The following is a 13,405-nucleotide window of genomic DNA, read 5'->3' as shown; positions in this document are numbered from 1 at the left end:
TAGCAGGATTTGCTATACTGTTACGGGGCCGGCCCGGCGCCCCCGCCGCCCGTGACCGGCCGGCCNGCCCNNTCTAGGGTCGGCCCCGTGTACGTCACGCTGATCGCCGCCGCCGTCCTGTGGGGCGCCGCCGCCGCGCTGCTCGTACGGCGTGCCGCGCACCGGTTCGCCGTGGAACCGGAGGAGCCGTGGCGCGGCGCCTGTCCCGGCGGGCACGCCTACGCCCCCGGCCCGCGCGGCTGGCTGGGTCCCGCGCACTGCGCCGACTGCCCGCCGTCCGCCGTCAGCGCCCCGCGCCGGGCCGCGGCCGCGCCGCTCGCCGGCGCCGTCGGCTGCGGGCTGCTCGCCGCCGTCACCGGGTGGCGGCCCGAACTGGCGGTGTGGCTGCTGCTGGCACCGTTCGCGCTGCTCCTCGCGGCCGTCGACCGGCGGGTCCACCGGCTGCCCGACCCCCTGACCCTGCCGCTCGCCGCCGCCGTACCGCTCCTGCTGGGCGCCGCCGCGCTGCTCCCGGGCCGTGCCGGGTCGTGGCGGCTGTCCCTGCTGGGCGCGCTCGTGCTGGGCGGCGCCTACCTGGTGCTGTTCCTCGTCAACCCGAACGGCCTGGGCTTCGGTGACGTGAAGCTCGCGCTCCCCCTGGGCGCCGCGCTCGGCTGGTACGGCTGGCCCACCCTGCTGGCGGGCGCCTTCGCGGGCTTCTTCCTGGGAGCCGTGTACGGCCTGGGGCTCGTCGTGCGCCGCCGCGCGACCCGCGGGAGCGCCATCCCCTTCGGCCCCTTCATGATCGCCGGAGCGCTCCTGGGCCTCCTGCTCGGCGCGCTCGCCCACGTGTAGGCGCCCGCACGGACGGGCTGCCGGGACCGGGGCCGGAACCGCGGGGCCGGCGGAAGACGACCGGGGGCGGGGNCNGGCGGAAGACGGCCGGGGCGGGGACGAGCCGCCACCGCGGTCCCCTGATTCCGGAGCGTGACGGCGGCATGTCGTGGCCCCCACCACTTCTCACGAAGGGTTATGGTGGAAGCCCCCCCTCGGGCCGGTCCGTATCCCCCCCACGGACCGGCCCGTTTTTCCTGCCCGTCACGCACCGCGCTTCGCGCGGAGGTCCGGGGGCCGGGCGTCCGGCCCGGGCCGGCGCGCGGAACCCCGCGGGAGGCCGCCGGAGTCGGGGCGGGACCCGGGNNCGAGGAGCGCCGCGGCGGGGGCGGGAGCGCCGCGGCTCGCCACGGCGGTGCCCGCGGAGCCGCGCCGGTCGCGGGCCGCGCGGCGGAAGAGGGGCGAAGATCCCTACCCCTATCGCGGACTTGTGACACACCGGACTGGGTCCCGCCCCGGAGCGCCCAGTAAGGTGTCGGGTCCGGGGGCGGCAGCGGGGCCCCGTATGCGAGAGGTGAGATCGGTGAACTTGCGCGACCTGGTGTACGGGCTCTACGCGCGCCGGGTGGAGGGCCGCCTCGACCATACCCAGGTGCCCAAGCACATCGGCGTCATCCTCGACGGCAACCGGCGCTGGGCGAAGGCGTCCGGCGGCACCCCCGAGCAGGGCCACAAGGCCGGTGCCAGCAAGATCATGGAACTGCTCGGCTGGTGCACGGAGACCGACGTCGAGGTCGTCACCCTCTGGATGCTGTCCACCGACAACCTGAACCGGCCGGAGGAGCAGCTGGTCCCGCTCCTCGGGATCATCGAGGAGGCGGTCCGCACCATCGCGGCGGACGGCCGCTGGCGGGTCCACCACGTCGGCACGCTGGACCTGCTGCCGCCGCGCACGCAGGCGGTCCTCAAGGAGGCGGAGGAGTCGACGCGGCACATCGGCGGGATACTCGTCAACGTCGCCGTCGGCTACGGCGGCCGCCAGGAGATCGCCGACGCGGTGCGCTCCCTGCTCCTGGAGCACGCGGAGAAGGGCACCTCCTTCGAGGAGCTCGCCGACGTCGTCGACACCGACATGATCGCCGAGCACCTCTACACGCGCGGCCAGCCCGACCCGGACCTGGTCATCCGCACCAGCGGTGAGCAGCGGCTGTCCGGTTTCATGCTCTGGCAGAGCGCGCACTCCGAGTACTACTTCTGCGAGGTCCACTGGCCCGCCTTCCGCCGGGTCGACTTCCTGCGGGCACTGCGCGACTACGCCGCCCGCCACCGCCGGTACGGCACCTGACCTGCGGGCACCCGCCCCCGCACCCCTCCCCGAGCCGGGCCGTCGAAGGACACGGCCCGGCTCCGGCGCGTCCGGCCGGACGGATTGTCATATGCCAAGAGCGCCGCGGGCATGGTGCGGTGGCGGCAGGGGCATATCCCTTGCAGAGTGAGCGGTACGGAAATCCGCTCGCCCGGGAGGCTCTTTGCGCCAGGACAACCGTGCAGCACCGGTGCACGGCCGAAGCGGAGGGCCGGATCCGCGGCCCGTGCACAGAGGCCCGATCCCGGCCCGTCCCGGTGCGACTCCGCAGCAGTCGCACTCCGACCTCACGCGCCTCTGAAAGAGGGGGTCTGTCCTTCCGTGGTGACCAGTACCAAGCGCCGCCCCGACGACCGGCGCACCTACGTTCTCGACACCAGCGTCCTGCTGGCCGACCCGAACGCCCTGAACCGCTTCGAGGAGCACGAGGTCGTGCTGCCCGTCGTCGTGGTGACGGAGCTGGAGGCCAAGAGGCACCACCCGGAACTCGGTTACTTCGCCCGCCAGGCCCTGCGCCTCCTGGACGACCTGCGCGTCCGGTACGGCCGCCTCGACGCCCCGGTCTCCGTGGGCGACCTGGGCGGGACCCTGCGGGTGGAGCTCAACCACTCCGACCCGGGCATCCTCCCGGCCGGCTACCGCCTCGGGGACAACGACTCGCGCATCCTCGCCGTGGCCCGCAACCTCCAGGCGGAGGGGTACGACGTCACGGTCGTCTCCAAGGACCTGCCCCTGCGCATCAAGGCGTCCTCCGTCGGCCTCCTCGCCGAGGAGTACCGCGCCGAACTCGCCGTCACCGACTCCGGCTGGACCGGCATGTGCGAGGTGCCGCTCTCCGCCGAACAGGTGGACCTCCTCTACACGCAGGAGACGCTGTACGTGCCGGAGGCGGCGGACCTGCCCGTGCACACCGGCCTGGTCCTGCAGTCCGAGCGCGGCAAGGCACTCGGACGGGTCACGGCCGACGGCTCCGTACGGCTGGTGCGCGGCGACCGCGAGGCGCTCGGCATCCGGGGCCGCAGCGCCGAGCAGCGCGTCGCCCTGGACCTGCTGCTCGATCCGGACGTCGGCATCGTGTCGCTCGGCGGCCGGGCCGGCACCGGCAAGTCCGCGCTCGCGCTCTGCGCCGGCCTGGAGGCCGTGCTGGAGCGCCGCCAGCACCAGAAGGTGATGGTCTTCCGGCCGCTGTACGCGGTGGGCGGGCAGGAGCTCGGCTACCTGCCGGGCACCGAGGCCGAGAAGATGAGCCCCTGGGCGCAGGCCGTCTTCGACACGCTGTCCGCGGTGGCGTCGCGCGAGGTCGTCGAGGAGATCACGGCCCGCAACATGCTGGAGGTGCTGCCGCTCACCCACATCCGCGGACGCTCCCTGCACGACGCGTTCGTCATCGTGGACGAGGCGCAGTCCCTCGAACGCAACGTCCTGCTGACCGTGCTGTCCAGAATCGGGACGAACTCCCGCGTCGTCCTCACGCACGACGTCGCGCAGCGGGACAACCTGCGGGTGGGGCGGTACGACGGCGTCGTCGCCGTGGTCGAGAAGCTGAAGGGGCACCCGCTGTTCGCCCACGTCACCCTCACCCGCTCCGAACGCTCCCAGATCGCCGCCCTGGTGACCGAGATGCTGGAGGACGTCCACATCTGAGGATGACACGGACGGCGGCGGGGCGGCCGTGGACCGGCCCGCCGCCGTCCGGCGGGAGCACACGACGAGTCGAGTCCGGGGCGCCGTCCGGCGAAGCGCGAGAGCCTAGCCGGGCGGCGCCCCGTCGCGCGCCCCTTTCACCGAAACTTTCGCGACAGCCCGGGTGTGAGCTTTCACACGCGGCAGAGAATTGCCTTGCGTCCGAGCCTTCCGGCAGAGTCTTGCTTCCGTCAGGCCCCGCATACGGCACAGCCACATCCTCACGGAACGGTGGCGACACAACTCAACAGCCGTCCGCCGTATGCCGCCCGAGCACCACGCGGCGCTCCCGCAGGGGAGCCGCCCACCGGGCCCGTGTCCCCCGTGACCCAGTGAGTGGGGGGACCAGCGCCAGGGGCACGATCGCGCCCGCGAGGTCACCTGTGCGGGCGATGCTGGAAGGAAACCGTGTGAGCCGGATCTCGGTCCGGGGATTCGCGGTGGCTTCGGCCACCGCGGTCACCACTGTCGGCGCCGTCGTCGGTGTCGCCGCGGGGGACCCGCAGGCGAAGCAGCCGGAGAAGTTCGAGACGACCGCCGCCGACGCGACCCTCCTCGCCGACATACCCGCCGGTCAGCAGGCGCGGGTTCAGGTCGCCTCGCTGACGCAGCAAGCCGAGGCGCAGGCCGCCGAGGCCGACACCGCCGCCCAGCAGTCCGCCTGGGAGGCCGCGAGGCTCCAGGCCGCCAAGGACGCCGAGGCGAAGAAGGCCGCCGCGGAGGAGAAGGCGGAGCGGGAGAGGGCCGAGAAGGAGCGCAAGGAGCGCGAGGCACGCGAGCGGGCCAGCCGCGAAGCGGCCCGCGACTCGTCGGACTTCGCCGTCCAGTCCTCGTACTCCGTCGCGGAGGTGCAGGCCATCGCCCGCCAGATGGTGCCGGGCGACCAGTTCCAGTGCTTCAGCAACATCGTGGACCACGAGTCCAGCTGGAACTACCGTGCCGAGAACCCCTCCTCCGGCGCGTACGGCCTGGTCCAGGCGCTCCCCGCGTCCAAGATGGCCACCGCCGGAGCCGACTGGCGGACCAATCCCGCCACCCAGATCAAGTGGGGCCTCAACTACATGAACGACCGCTACGGCAGCCCCTGCGGCGCCTGGTCGTTCTGGCAGGCCAACCACTGGTACTGACAGCGCAGTCCGACTCCCGGAGCCCCTCGCCGTCCCACGGTGAGGGGCTCCGTGCGTGTACGGTCGTGGGGGCCGGAACTCCGGGGAACTGGTGGGGGAGCAGGGAAGGTCATGTCGAAAGTGCCAGGGTGGCTCGGCCGGTTCGGTGCCGGACTGAGCCGGATGGGGCAGAAGCTGGAGGAGCGCCGCGCGCGGGCCGAGGCGGAGGCGGAGAGCGACGCACGCCTCGGCGTGCCTTCCGCCGGCGCCCCGGCGGGGCGGCCGTCCGGGGGGACCGTCCCCGGCCCGGACGGCACGGCACGGGACATCGTCCCCGCTCCCCCCGCGTACGCGCCCGCCGTCGCCGCCCGGCCCGACCCCGCGGACGCCGTCCCCTGGGGGGTGCGCGTCGCCGCCGAGGCCGGCTGGCGGCTGCTGGTCCTCGCGGGCACGCTGTGGGTGCTGATGAAGGTCATCAGCACCGTGCGGCTGGTGGCCCTCGCGTTCGTCGCCGCGCTGCTCATCACCGCCCTGCTCCAGCCGACCGTGAGCCGGCTGAGGCGGCTCGGACTGCCGCGCGGGCCCGCCACGGTGCTCACCGCCGTCCTCGGCTTCGTCGTCATGGGCCTCGTCGGCTGGTTCGTCGTGTGGCAGGTCATGGACAACCTCGGCAACGTCTCCGCACGTGTGCGCGACGGCATCGAGGAGCTGAAGCGCTGGGCGCTGGACAGCCCGTTCCACGTGACCGAGAGCCAGATCAACGACATCGCCGAGAGCCTCAGCGACACGATCGGCACCAACACCGAGGAGATCACCTCCGCGGGCCTCACCGGCGTCACCGTCATGGTCGAGGTGATGACCGGGATGCTGCTCGCGATGTTCTCGACCCTCTTCCTGCTCTACGACGGGAAGAGGGTCTGGCAGTGGTTCCTCGCGCTGGTGCCCGCCCAGGCCCGGCCGGGTGTCGCGGGCGCCGGGCCGCGCGCCTGGCGGACCCTCACCGCGTACGTGCGCGGCACGGTGGTCGTCGCCCTCATCGACGCGGTCTTCATCGGGCTCGGCATCTACTTCCTCGACGTGCCGCTCGCCGTCCCGCTGGGCGTGTTCGTCTTCCTGTTCTCCTTCGTCCCGCTGGTGGGCGCGGTGATCTCGGGCGCCCTCGCGGTCGTCGTCGCGCTCGTCACCAACGGGGTGTTCACGGCGCTGATGGTCCTCGTCGTGGTACTGGCGGTGCAGCAGATCGAGGGGCACGTCCTCCAGCCGTTCATCCTCGGCCGGGCCGTGCGGGTGCACCCGCTGGCGGTCGTGCTGACCGTCTCGGCGGGCGGCCTCGTCGCGGGCCTCGGCGGCGCGGTCGTCGCGGTCCCGCTGGTCGCCGTCACCAACACGGTCGTCGGGTACCTGCGCGCGTACGGCGAGGAGCAGGCCCTGCGCCGCCTCGCCGCCGCCCACGCCGCCATGGCCCCGCCGCCCGCGCCGGGCGGCGGCACCGGCGGCCAGGAACGGCCGGGGCCCGAGTGATATCCGAACCCGAACTGCTCGACGACGGGGACGGCTCCCCGCGCCCCGCGGTGCCCGCCCGCGGACCGGGGGGCGGTGTTCCCTACGGTGCCGGGGCCGACGGCCACGGGGACGGTGCCCCGGCGGCCGGACGGGACGGGGCGCGGTACCGGCACCCCTGGCTGTGGGCGCTCGGCGGCGCGCTGGGCGCGTCCGTGCTGTGGGCGGGGGGCCTCGCCGCGTACCAGACGCGCGGCGCGGACCTGGACGACTACCGGCCGTCCGACGCGCTGTGCGCGGAGGCGCCGCTGTCCGCCCTGGTCACGGCCCTGGGCAAGCGCGGCGCCACCACCACCGCCGACACGCACGAGCACCCGGCGCTCGACCGGGCGTACTGCTCGGTGCGGCTGGGCGAGCCGCCCGCCGGCTACGAGGCCAGCCTCCGGTACGAACTGCACAAGAAGACCGATCCGGCGCCGGAGTTCGAAGCCGTGCAGGGCGAGGCCGTCATGCCGGAGGAGCCCGGACCGGAACCGGTGCCGGGGCTGGGGGAGAAGGCGTACTTCACCGTCAGCGGCGGGACCTACGCCGAGATCGTCGTCCTGGACGGGCCCGCCGTGATCGGCCTCTCCGTCGGCGCGCTCCACGAGTACGACGGCGACGCGGACAAGCCGTCCAGCGAGCCGACGCACGCGCCGCTCGACGGGGTCAAGGAGTTCATGGTCGAGGACGTGCGGGAGATCATGAAGCGGCTGAGGTCCGAGGAGCCGCCCGGCCGTCCGGGCACCTCCTCGTCCGGCGCCGGCTGACACCCCGGCGCGGGCCGGCGGCCCGGGCGGGCGGCGTCCCGGCACCGGCTGGGCTCCGGGCGGGCGGCGCGGGGCCGCGGAGGGCGCGGAACGGCGGAAGGGCCCCACCGGCATCGACTGCCGGTGGGGCCCTCCCGCACTCCGTCCGCCGGGGCGGCCGACTACTCGGCGGAGGCCAGGACCGCCTCCGCGTCCAGCGTCGCGCCGACGGCCTGGATCACCGCGGCGATCTTGAACGCCTCCTGGATCGTGTCGCGCTCCAGGCCCGCCTTGCGCAGCACCTGCTCGTGCGAGTCGAGGCACTGGCCGCAGCCGTTGACCGCGGAGACGGCGAGCGACCACAGCTCGAAGTCGACCTTCTCCACGCCCGGGTTGCCGATGACGTTCATCCGCAGACCGGCGCGGATCGTCCCGTACTCCGGGTCGGAGAGGAGGTGGCGCGTCCGGTAGAAGACGTTGTTCATCGCCATGATGGCGGCGGCGGACTTGGCCGCCTCGTACGCCTCGGGCGTGAGCCGCTCCCTGGCTTCCGGCTCCAGCTCCGTCAGCACCTTCGGGGAGCGCGAGGCGATCGCGCACGCCAGGACGGTGCCCCACAGCTGCTGCTGCGGGAGGTCGCTGTTGCCGATGACCGAGCCGAGGTTCAGCTTCAGGTCCTTCGCGTAGTCCGGGAGAGCGGACTTCAGGGCGTCAAGAGACATCGTGGTTCACCTGTTCCGGTCGGTCACTCGCCGGCCAGCAGCTTGACCGGGTCCAGGGTCTCGTCGCCCTTGCTCCAGTTGCACGGGCACAGCTCGTCGGTCTGCAGGGCGTCCAGGACCCGCAGGACCTCCTTGGGGTTACGGCCGACGGAGCCGGCGGTCACCATGGTGAACTGGATCTCGTTGTTCGGGTCGACGATGAAGACGGCGCGCTGCGCGAAGCCGTCCTCGCCCTCGACGCCGCAGGCCCGCATCAGCTCGTGCTTGGAGTCGGCGAGCATCGGGAAGGGCAGGTCACGCAGGTCGGCGTGGTCCTTGCGCCAGGCGTGGTGGACGAACTCCGAGTCGCCGGAGACGCCGAGGATCTGCGCGTCGCGGTCCGCGAACTCGTCGTTCAGCTTGCCGAACGCCGCGATCTCGGTCGGGCACACGAACGTGAAGTCCTTCGGCCAGAAGAACACCACGCGCCACTTGCCCTCGTAGGCCTTGCTGTCGATCTGCGTGAACTCCTTGCCGCTCTCGAGCGACACGCAGGCGGTCAGGTCGTACGTGGGGAACTGGTCACCGACAGTGAGCACACGCTCTCCTAGGAGGCGGGGATCCCCCTTGTGGGGTCATCCGGGCGGGTTGGACGATCGCAGCATGGCACGGCACCCATTGATCAGTGAAATAGCTAGACTGGGTCACGTTGATCGAAGGCGGTTATCAGTGTTCTCTCCCGCGCACTTCGCGCACAAAGGAAAACAGCCCAGTCTGGCGCAGCTCCGGGCGTTCGCGGCCGTCGCCGAGTACCTGCACTTCCGGGACGCCGCGGCCGCGATAGGGATGAGCCAGCCCGCGCTCTCGGGCGCGGTCTCCGCCCTGGAGGAGGCGCTCGGCGTCCAGCTCCTCGAGCGTACGACGCGCCGGGTGCTGCTCTCTCCGGCGGGGGAGCGGCTCGCCGTCCGCACCAAGGCGGTGCTGGACGCGGTGGCCGAACTGATGGAGGAGGCCGAGGCCGTGCGGGCCCCGTTCACGGGCGTGCTGCGCCTCGGCGTGATCCCGACCGTCGCACCGTACCTGCTGCCGACGGTCCTGCGGCTCGTCCGCGACCGCTACCCGGACCTGGACCTGCAGGTCCACGAGGAGCAGACGTACTCCCTGCTGGAGGGGCTGACCGCCGGAAGGCTGGACGTGCTGCTGCTCGCCGTGCCGCTGGGTGTGCCCGGCGTCACCGAACTCCCGTTGTTCGACGAGGACTTCGTCCTGGTCATGCCGGGCGGGCACCGGCTGGGCGGCCGGAGCGACATCCCGCGCGAGGCGTTGCGCGAACTGCCCCTGCTGCTGCTCGACGAGGGCCACTGCCTGCGCGACCAGGCCCTCGACGTCTGCCGCGAAGCCGGACGCGCGGACGGTGCGGCGGTCACCACGACGGCGGCCGGGCTGTCGACGCTGGTGCAGCTGGTGGCGGGCGGGCTCGGGGTGACGCTGCTGCCCCGGACGGCGGTGCGGGTCGAGGCGGAACGCGCCCCGGCCCTGGCGACCGGCTGCTTCGCCGACCCCGCCCCCTCGCGCCGCATCGCCCTCGCGATGCGCGCCGGGGCGGCGCGGGCCGCCGAGTTCGAGGAGCTCGCCGAGGCGCTGCGGGGTGCACTGGCGTCCCTCCCGGTACGGGTCCTCCCGGCCGGTTCCGGGCAGACCCGACAGACCGGACGGGCGTGACCGGCGTGACGGCGTGACCGGTGTGACGGCGTGACCGGTGTGACGGAGGTGGCGGGCGTGGCGGGCTTCGGCCGGCCGGGCACGTCCGCCCGGATCGGGGGCCGGGCCTAGGGCCGCCCGCCGGCGTCACCCCCCGGCCGCGTCCGCCGGCCNGCCGGNCGNCGCCNNCNTNNTCCTCCGCCGGCGGCTGCCGCCGGGGCGGCCGGCCGCGGCGGGGNAGGGGNCGCCGGGGCGGACGGCAGCCGGCCCGCCTCGTCCAGCGCCCTGCGCAGCAGGAACTCGATCTGCGAGTTGGCGCTGCGCAGCTCGTCCGACGCCCAGCGCGCCAGCGCCTCGTACACCGCCGGGTCGAGACGGAGGAGCACCTGCTTGCGCTCGCGGCGGGCGGTCACTGGTAGAGCGTGCCCGTGTTGACGACCGGCTGCGCGGAGCGGTCGCCGCACAGCACCACCATCAGGTTGGAGACCATGGCCGCCTTCCGCTCGGGGTCGAGTTCCACTATGTCGCGCTCCGCGATCCGGTCCAGCGCGGCCTCGACCATGCCGACCGCGCCCTCCACGATCTTCTGCCGGGCCGCCACCATCGCCCCGGCCTGCTGCCGCTGGAGCATCGCGGAGGCGATCTCCGGAGCGTACGCGAGGTGCGTGAACCGCGACTCGACGACGCGGACGCCCGCCGCCTCCACCCGCGCGTGGAGCTCGGCCGCGAGCTTCTCCGTGATCTCCTCGGCGTTCCCGCGCAGCGACAGGCCGTCCTCGTCGTGCGAGTCGTAGGGGTACTCGATCGCGATGTGCCGGACCGCCGCCTCCGTCTGCGTGGAGACGAACTGCTCGAAGTCGTCCACCTCGAACATGGCCTGCGCCGTGTCCTCCACCCGCCACACGACGACCGCGGCCAGCTCGATCGGGTTGCCGTACGCGTCGTTGACCTTCAGGACCGCCGTCTCGTGGTTCCGCACGCGCGTCGAGATCGCCACCCGCGACGTCAGCGGGTTCACCCAGCGCAGCCCGTCCGCGCGGATCGTGCCCCGGTAGCGGCCGAAGAGCTGGACGACACGGGCCTCGCCGGGCGCCACCATGTTGAGCCCGCACATCGCCACCAGCGACCCCAGGCCCACCAGGACGCCCACCGCGATCAGCCCGCCCCGCGCGGCCGCCGACGCGCCCTCGAAGGCCGCCGCCCCCGCGACGACGAGGCACACNCCCGCCACNAGCCCCACCAGGCCCGACAGCAGCGCCCACCCGCCGCCGACGCTGTACGCCGTGAACTCCCGGACCCGCGGAGGCGCCGCCTCCGGTGCCGCCGCGCCCTCCGTCCGGCCGCCGGACGTGCTCGTGATCGTGCTCGTACTCGTGCTCATGGGCACGGCCCCCCGCTCTGGTGATCTCTCCGGTCAAGCAAAGTGATATCACTTTAGCGCCCGGAGCAACCATGTCCACCCCTCGGGAGTCGATTCCTCGGAAAGCGGGTGCTGATTGTCACGTCGGCAAAAGGCGCGATGCGTTGGTCTCCGCGGTCCGCGGCGGGTTAGCTTGCTGAGCTGATCCGAACACGGGCGACCGAGACACGACGGACGAACACCGAACAACGGGAGCGACGGAGCCATGGGCCGAGCGAAGGCGCGACGGTCGCGCGGGGAGCAGGGGGGCGGGGGCATACGCCGCCTCTTCACGTGGCGGAAGCTGCTGGGCACGCTCTTCGTGTTCTGCCTGCTCCTCCTGGGCGGCTTCTACGCCGTCTACCTGCTCGTCCCCGTCCCCACCGCCAACGCCGAGGCGAAGCTGCAGAGCAACGTCTACAAGTACTCCGACGGCTCGGTCCTCGCCCGCAGCGGCAAGGTCAACCGGTCCATCGTCGGCCTCGACAAGATCCCCGACCCGGTCGAGAAGGCGTTCGTCGCGGCCGAGAACAAGACCTTCTACGAGGACTCGGGCGTCGACTTCAAGGGCACCGCACGGGGGATCGTCAACACCCTGACCGGCAAGGGCAAGCAGGGCGGCTCGACCATCACCCAGCAGTACGTCAAGAACTACTACCTGGACCAGAGCCAGACCGTCACCCGGAAGCTCAGGGAGCTGGTGATCTCCCTCAAGGTCGACCAGCGCCAGTCCAAGGACCAGATCCTCGCCGGCTACCTCAACACCAGCTACTACGGCCGCGGCGCGTACGGCATCCAGGCAGCGGCGCAGGCGTACTACGGCGTCGACGCCGACAAGCTGACCGTCGAGCAGGGCGCCTACCTCGCCGCCGTCCTCCAGGCGCCCAGCCAGTACGACTGGACGTCGGCGACGCCCTCCGCCCGCAAGCTCGTCACCGAGCGCTGGAACTACGTCCTGGACAACATGGTCGAGGAGAGCTGGCTCGACCCGGCCGAGCGCGCCGCGATGACGTTCCCCGCCCCCCAGAAGCCCAAGCCGGCCCCCGGCATGGAGGGCCAGACCGGCTACCTGGTCGAGGCCGCCAACCAGGAGCTGGTCGACCAGGGCGTCAAGGAGGAGGACCTCAGGGCCGGCGGCTGGACCATCACCCTCACCGTCGACAAGAAGCGCCAGCGGGAGCTGGTCGAGGCGGTCGACAAGCAGCTGGAGAGCCGGCTCGACCGCGAGGGCGACGAGGTCGACGCGACCGTCCAGGCCGGCGCGACCTCCGTCGACCCGAAGACCGGGCACGTCGTCGCCCTGTACGGCGGCGTCGGCGCCACCGAGCACTGGATGTCCAACGCCACCCGGCGCGACCACCAGCCCGCCTCGACGTTCAAGCCGATCGTCTTCGCCTCCGCCCTGGAGAACGAGTCCACGACGCAGGACGGACGGCGGATCGGCGCCAACACCCGCTACGACGGCACCAGCGGGCGTCCCGTCAAGGGCGGCGACACCCCGTTCGCCCCGCAGAACCTGGACGACTACAGCTACGGCGAGGTCACCGTCCAGGAGGCCATGAACAAGTCGATCAACTCGGTCTTCGCCCAGATGATCGTCGACGTCGGCCCCGCCAAGGCGAAGAAGACCGCCCTCGCCCTGGGCATGAAGGACTCCGACGGGTTCGTCGAGCAGCCCGCGATGACGCTGGGCACCATGGGCGCCTCCACCTGGGACATGGCCGGCGTGTACGCCACGCTCGACAACCACGGCAAGAAGGTCACGCCGACGATCGTCAAGTCCGCCGAGCACGAGCACCGCGCGGTCCGGCCGGCCGACCCGATCGGCCCGCAGGCCGTCAGCCGGCAGACCGCCGACACGGTCACCTCCGTCCTGACCGGCGTCGTCGCCAACGGCTCCGGCCTCGCGGCGTACAGCCCCGCCTACCAGGCGGCCGGCAAGACCGGCACCTCCGAGAACAACAAGTCCGCCTGGTTCGCCGGGTACACGCCCGAACTGGTCACCGTGGTCGCCCTGTTCGGCGAGGACGCGGAGAAGGGCACCCAGGTCTCCCTGACCGGCACGGCCAACTCGGGCCGCGCCAGCGGCGGCGGCTTCCCGGCCCGCATCTGGGCGGACTACACCCTGGACGCCCTGGGCGGCGGCTCCGACGCGCGGTTCGACCTGGAGGTCCTGGAGTCCTACGACCCCGGCCCGAAGCCCACCGCCCAGCCGTCCCGGAGCACCCCGCCGCCCTCCTCGCGCCCGTCGCCGAGCGACGACCCGGCGGAGCCGTCGCGCACGCCGTCCTCCAGCGCGTCGAGCACCACCCCGGCCCCGCAGAGCCCGTCGGCCGACCCGCCGACGC

General features: G+C 72.9%; 11 protein-coding genes and 2 pseudogenes. 8 read left to right on the top strand and 5 right to left on the bottom strand.

Going from position 1 to position 13,405, the window contains the following annotated elements; translation table 11 throughout:
• The first annotated feature begins 87 nt into the window (after positions 1-87).
• From MW084_RS03815 to MW084_RS03790, 6 genes are all read left to right on the top strand, one after another.
• Entirely contained in the window at positions 88-834 is a 747-nt protein-coding gene (locus MW084_RS03815) for a prepilin peptidase (protein WP_010469844.1), read from the top strand.
• A gap of 562 nt (positions 835-1,396) precedes the next feature.
• The gene (locus MW084_RS03810) at positions 1,397-2,158 is read left to right on the top strand and encodes an isoprenyl transferase (protein WP_010469842.1); all 762 of its coding nucleotides are present in this window, start codon (positions 1,397-1,399) and stop codon (positions 2,156-2,158) included.
• A 342-nt stretch (positions 2,159-2,500) separates the two neighbouring features.
• On the top strand, positions 2,501-3,823 hold the full coding sequence (locus MW084_RS03805) for a PhoH family protein (protein ID WP_010469840.1): 1,323 nt from the start codon (positions 2,501-2,503) through the stop codon (positions 3,821-3,823).
• A gap of 449 nt (positions 3,824-4,272) precedes the next feature.
• Positions 4,273-4,989: an aggregation-promoting factor C-terminal-like domain-containing protein gene (locus tag MW084_RS03800; RefSeq protein ID WP_010469839.1), complete on the top strand. Its 717-nt coding sequence runs from the start codon at positions 4,273-4,275 to the stop codon at positions 4,987-4,989.
• A gap of 111 nt (positions 4,990-5,100) precedes the next feature.
• Positions 5,101-6,489 (top strand): AI-2E family transporter, encoded by a 1,389-nt coding sequence (locus MW084_RS03795; RefSeq protein ID WP_050986743.1) that lies wholly within the window; start codon positions 5,101-5,103, stop codon positions 6,487-6,489.
• Positions 6,486-7,277 carry a hypothetical protein gene (locus MW084_RS03790; RefSeq protein ID WP_010469834.1) on the top strand — a complete coding sequence of 264 codons (792 nt, stop codon included), beginning with the start codon at positions 6,486-6,488 and terminating at the stop codon, positions 7,275-7,277. The genes MW084_RS03795 and MW084_RS03790 overlap by 4 nt, the downstream gene beginning before the upstream one ends.
• 161 nt (positions 7,278-7,438) lie before the next feature.
• Here MW084_RS03790 and MW084_RS03785 read toward each other — a convergent pair whose 3' ends face one another.
• Both MW084_RS03785 and MW084_RS03780 read right to left on the bottom strand, forming a co-directional pair.
• Positions 7,439-7,978 (bottom strand): alkyl hydroperoxide reductase, encoded by a 540-nt coding sequence (locus tag MW084_RS03785; protein ID WP_010469831.1) that lies wholly within the window; start codon positions 7,976-7,978, stop codon positions 7,439-7,441.
• Between the two features lie 23 nt (positions 7,979-8,001).
• Positions 8,002-8,556, bottom strand: coding sequence for a peroxiredoxin (locus MW084_RS03780; RefSeq protein WP_010469830.1), 555 nt, complete (start codon positions 8,554-8,556; stop codon positions 8,002-8,004).
• A gap of 130 nt (positions 8,557-8,686) precedes the next feature.
• On the opposite strand from MW084_RS03780, the gene MW084_RS03775 reads away from it, so the two are divergent.
• Complete coding sequence (locus MW084_RS03775) at positions 8,687-9,679, top strand: hydrogen peroxide-inducible genes activator (protein WP_010469827.1); 993 nt, start codon at positions 8,687-8,689, stop codon at positions 9,677-9,679.
• Between the two features lie 224 nt (positions 9,680-9,903).
• Here the strand turns inward: MW084_RS03775 and MW084_RS24450 are convergent.
• The 3 genes and pseudogenes from MW084_RS24450 to MW084_RS03765 form a co-directional block, all read right to left on the bottom strand.
• On the bottom strand, positions 9,904-10,071 hold a 168-nt coding region (locus MW084_RS24450; RefSeq protein WP_420833758.1), incomplete at its 3' end, for a type II toxin-antitoxin system antitoxin.
• A partial coding sequence (locus tag MW084_RS03770) for an SPFH domain-containing protein (protein ID WP_275563472.1) occupies positions 10,068-10,880 on the bottom strand: 813 nt, incomplete at its 5' end. The genes MW084_RS24450 and MW084_RS03770, both read right to left, overlap by 4 nt.
• A 10-nt stretch (positions 10,881-10,890) precedes the next feature.
• Positions 10,891-11,039 (bottom strand): annotated as a pseudogene (locus tag MW084_RS03765) (SPFH domain-containing protein); the annotation flags it as partial.
• A 244-nt stretch (positions 11,040-11,283) separates the two neighbouring features.
• On the opposite strand from MW084_RS03765, the pseudogene MW084_RS03760 reads away from it, so the two are divergent.
• Positions 11,284-13,405, top strand: a pseudogene (locus tag MW084_RS03760) (transglycosylase domain-containing protein); the annotation flags it as partial.

The organism is Streptomyces sudanensis, from assembly GCF_023614315.1.
In the GTDB taxonomy this organism is placed as follows: domain Bacteria; phylum Actinomycetota; class Actinomycetes; order Streptomycetales; family Streptomycetaceae; genus Streptomyces; species Streptomyces sudanensis.
The sequence above is the reverse complement of the archived record's forward strand: the minus strand, read 5'-3'. Positions and strand labels throughout refer to the sequence as shown.

Excerpts from the sequence above, each read along its gene's own strand:
- MW084_RS03795 (WP_050986743.1), top strand. The coding sequence starts at position 5,101 with ATGTCGAAAGTGCCAGGGTGGCTCGGCCGGTTCGGTGCCGGACTGAGC.
- MW084_RS03785 (WP_010469831.1), bottom strand. The coding sequence starts at position 7,978 with ATGTCTCTTGACGCCCTGAAGTCCGCTCTCCCGGACTACGCGAAGGAC.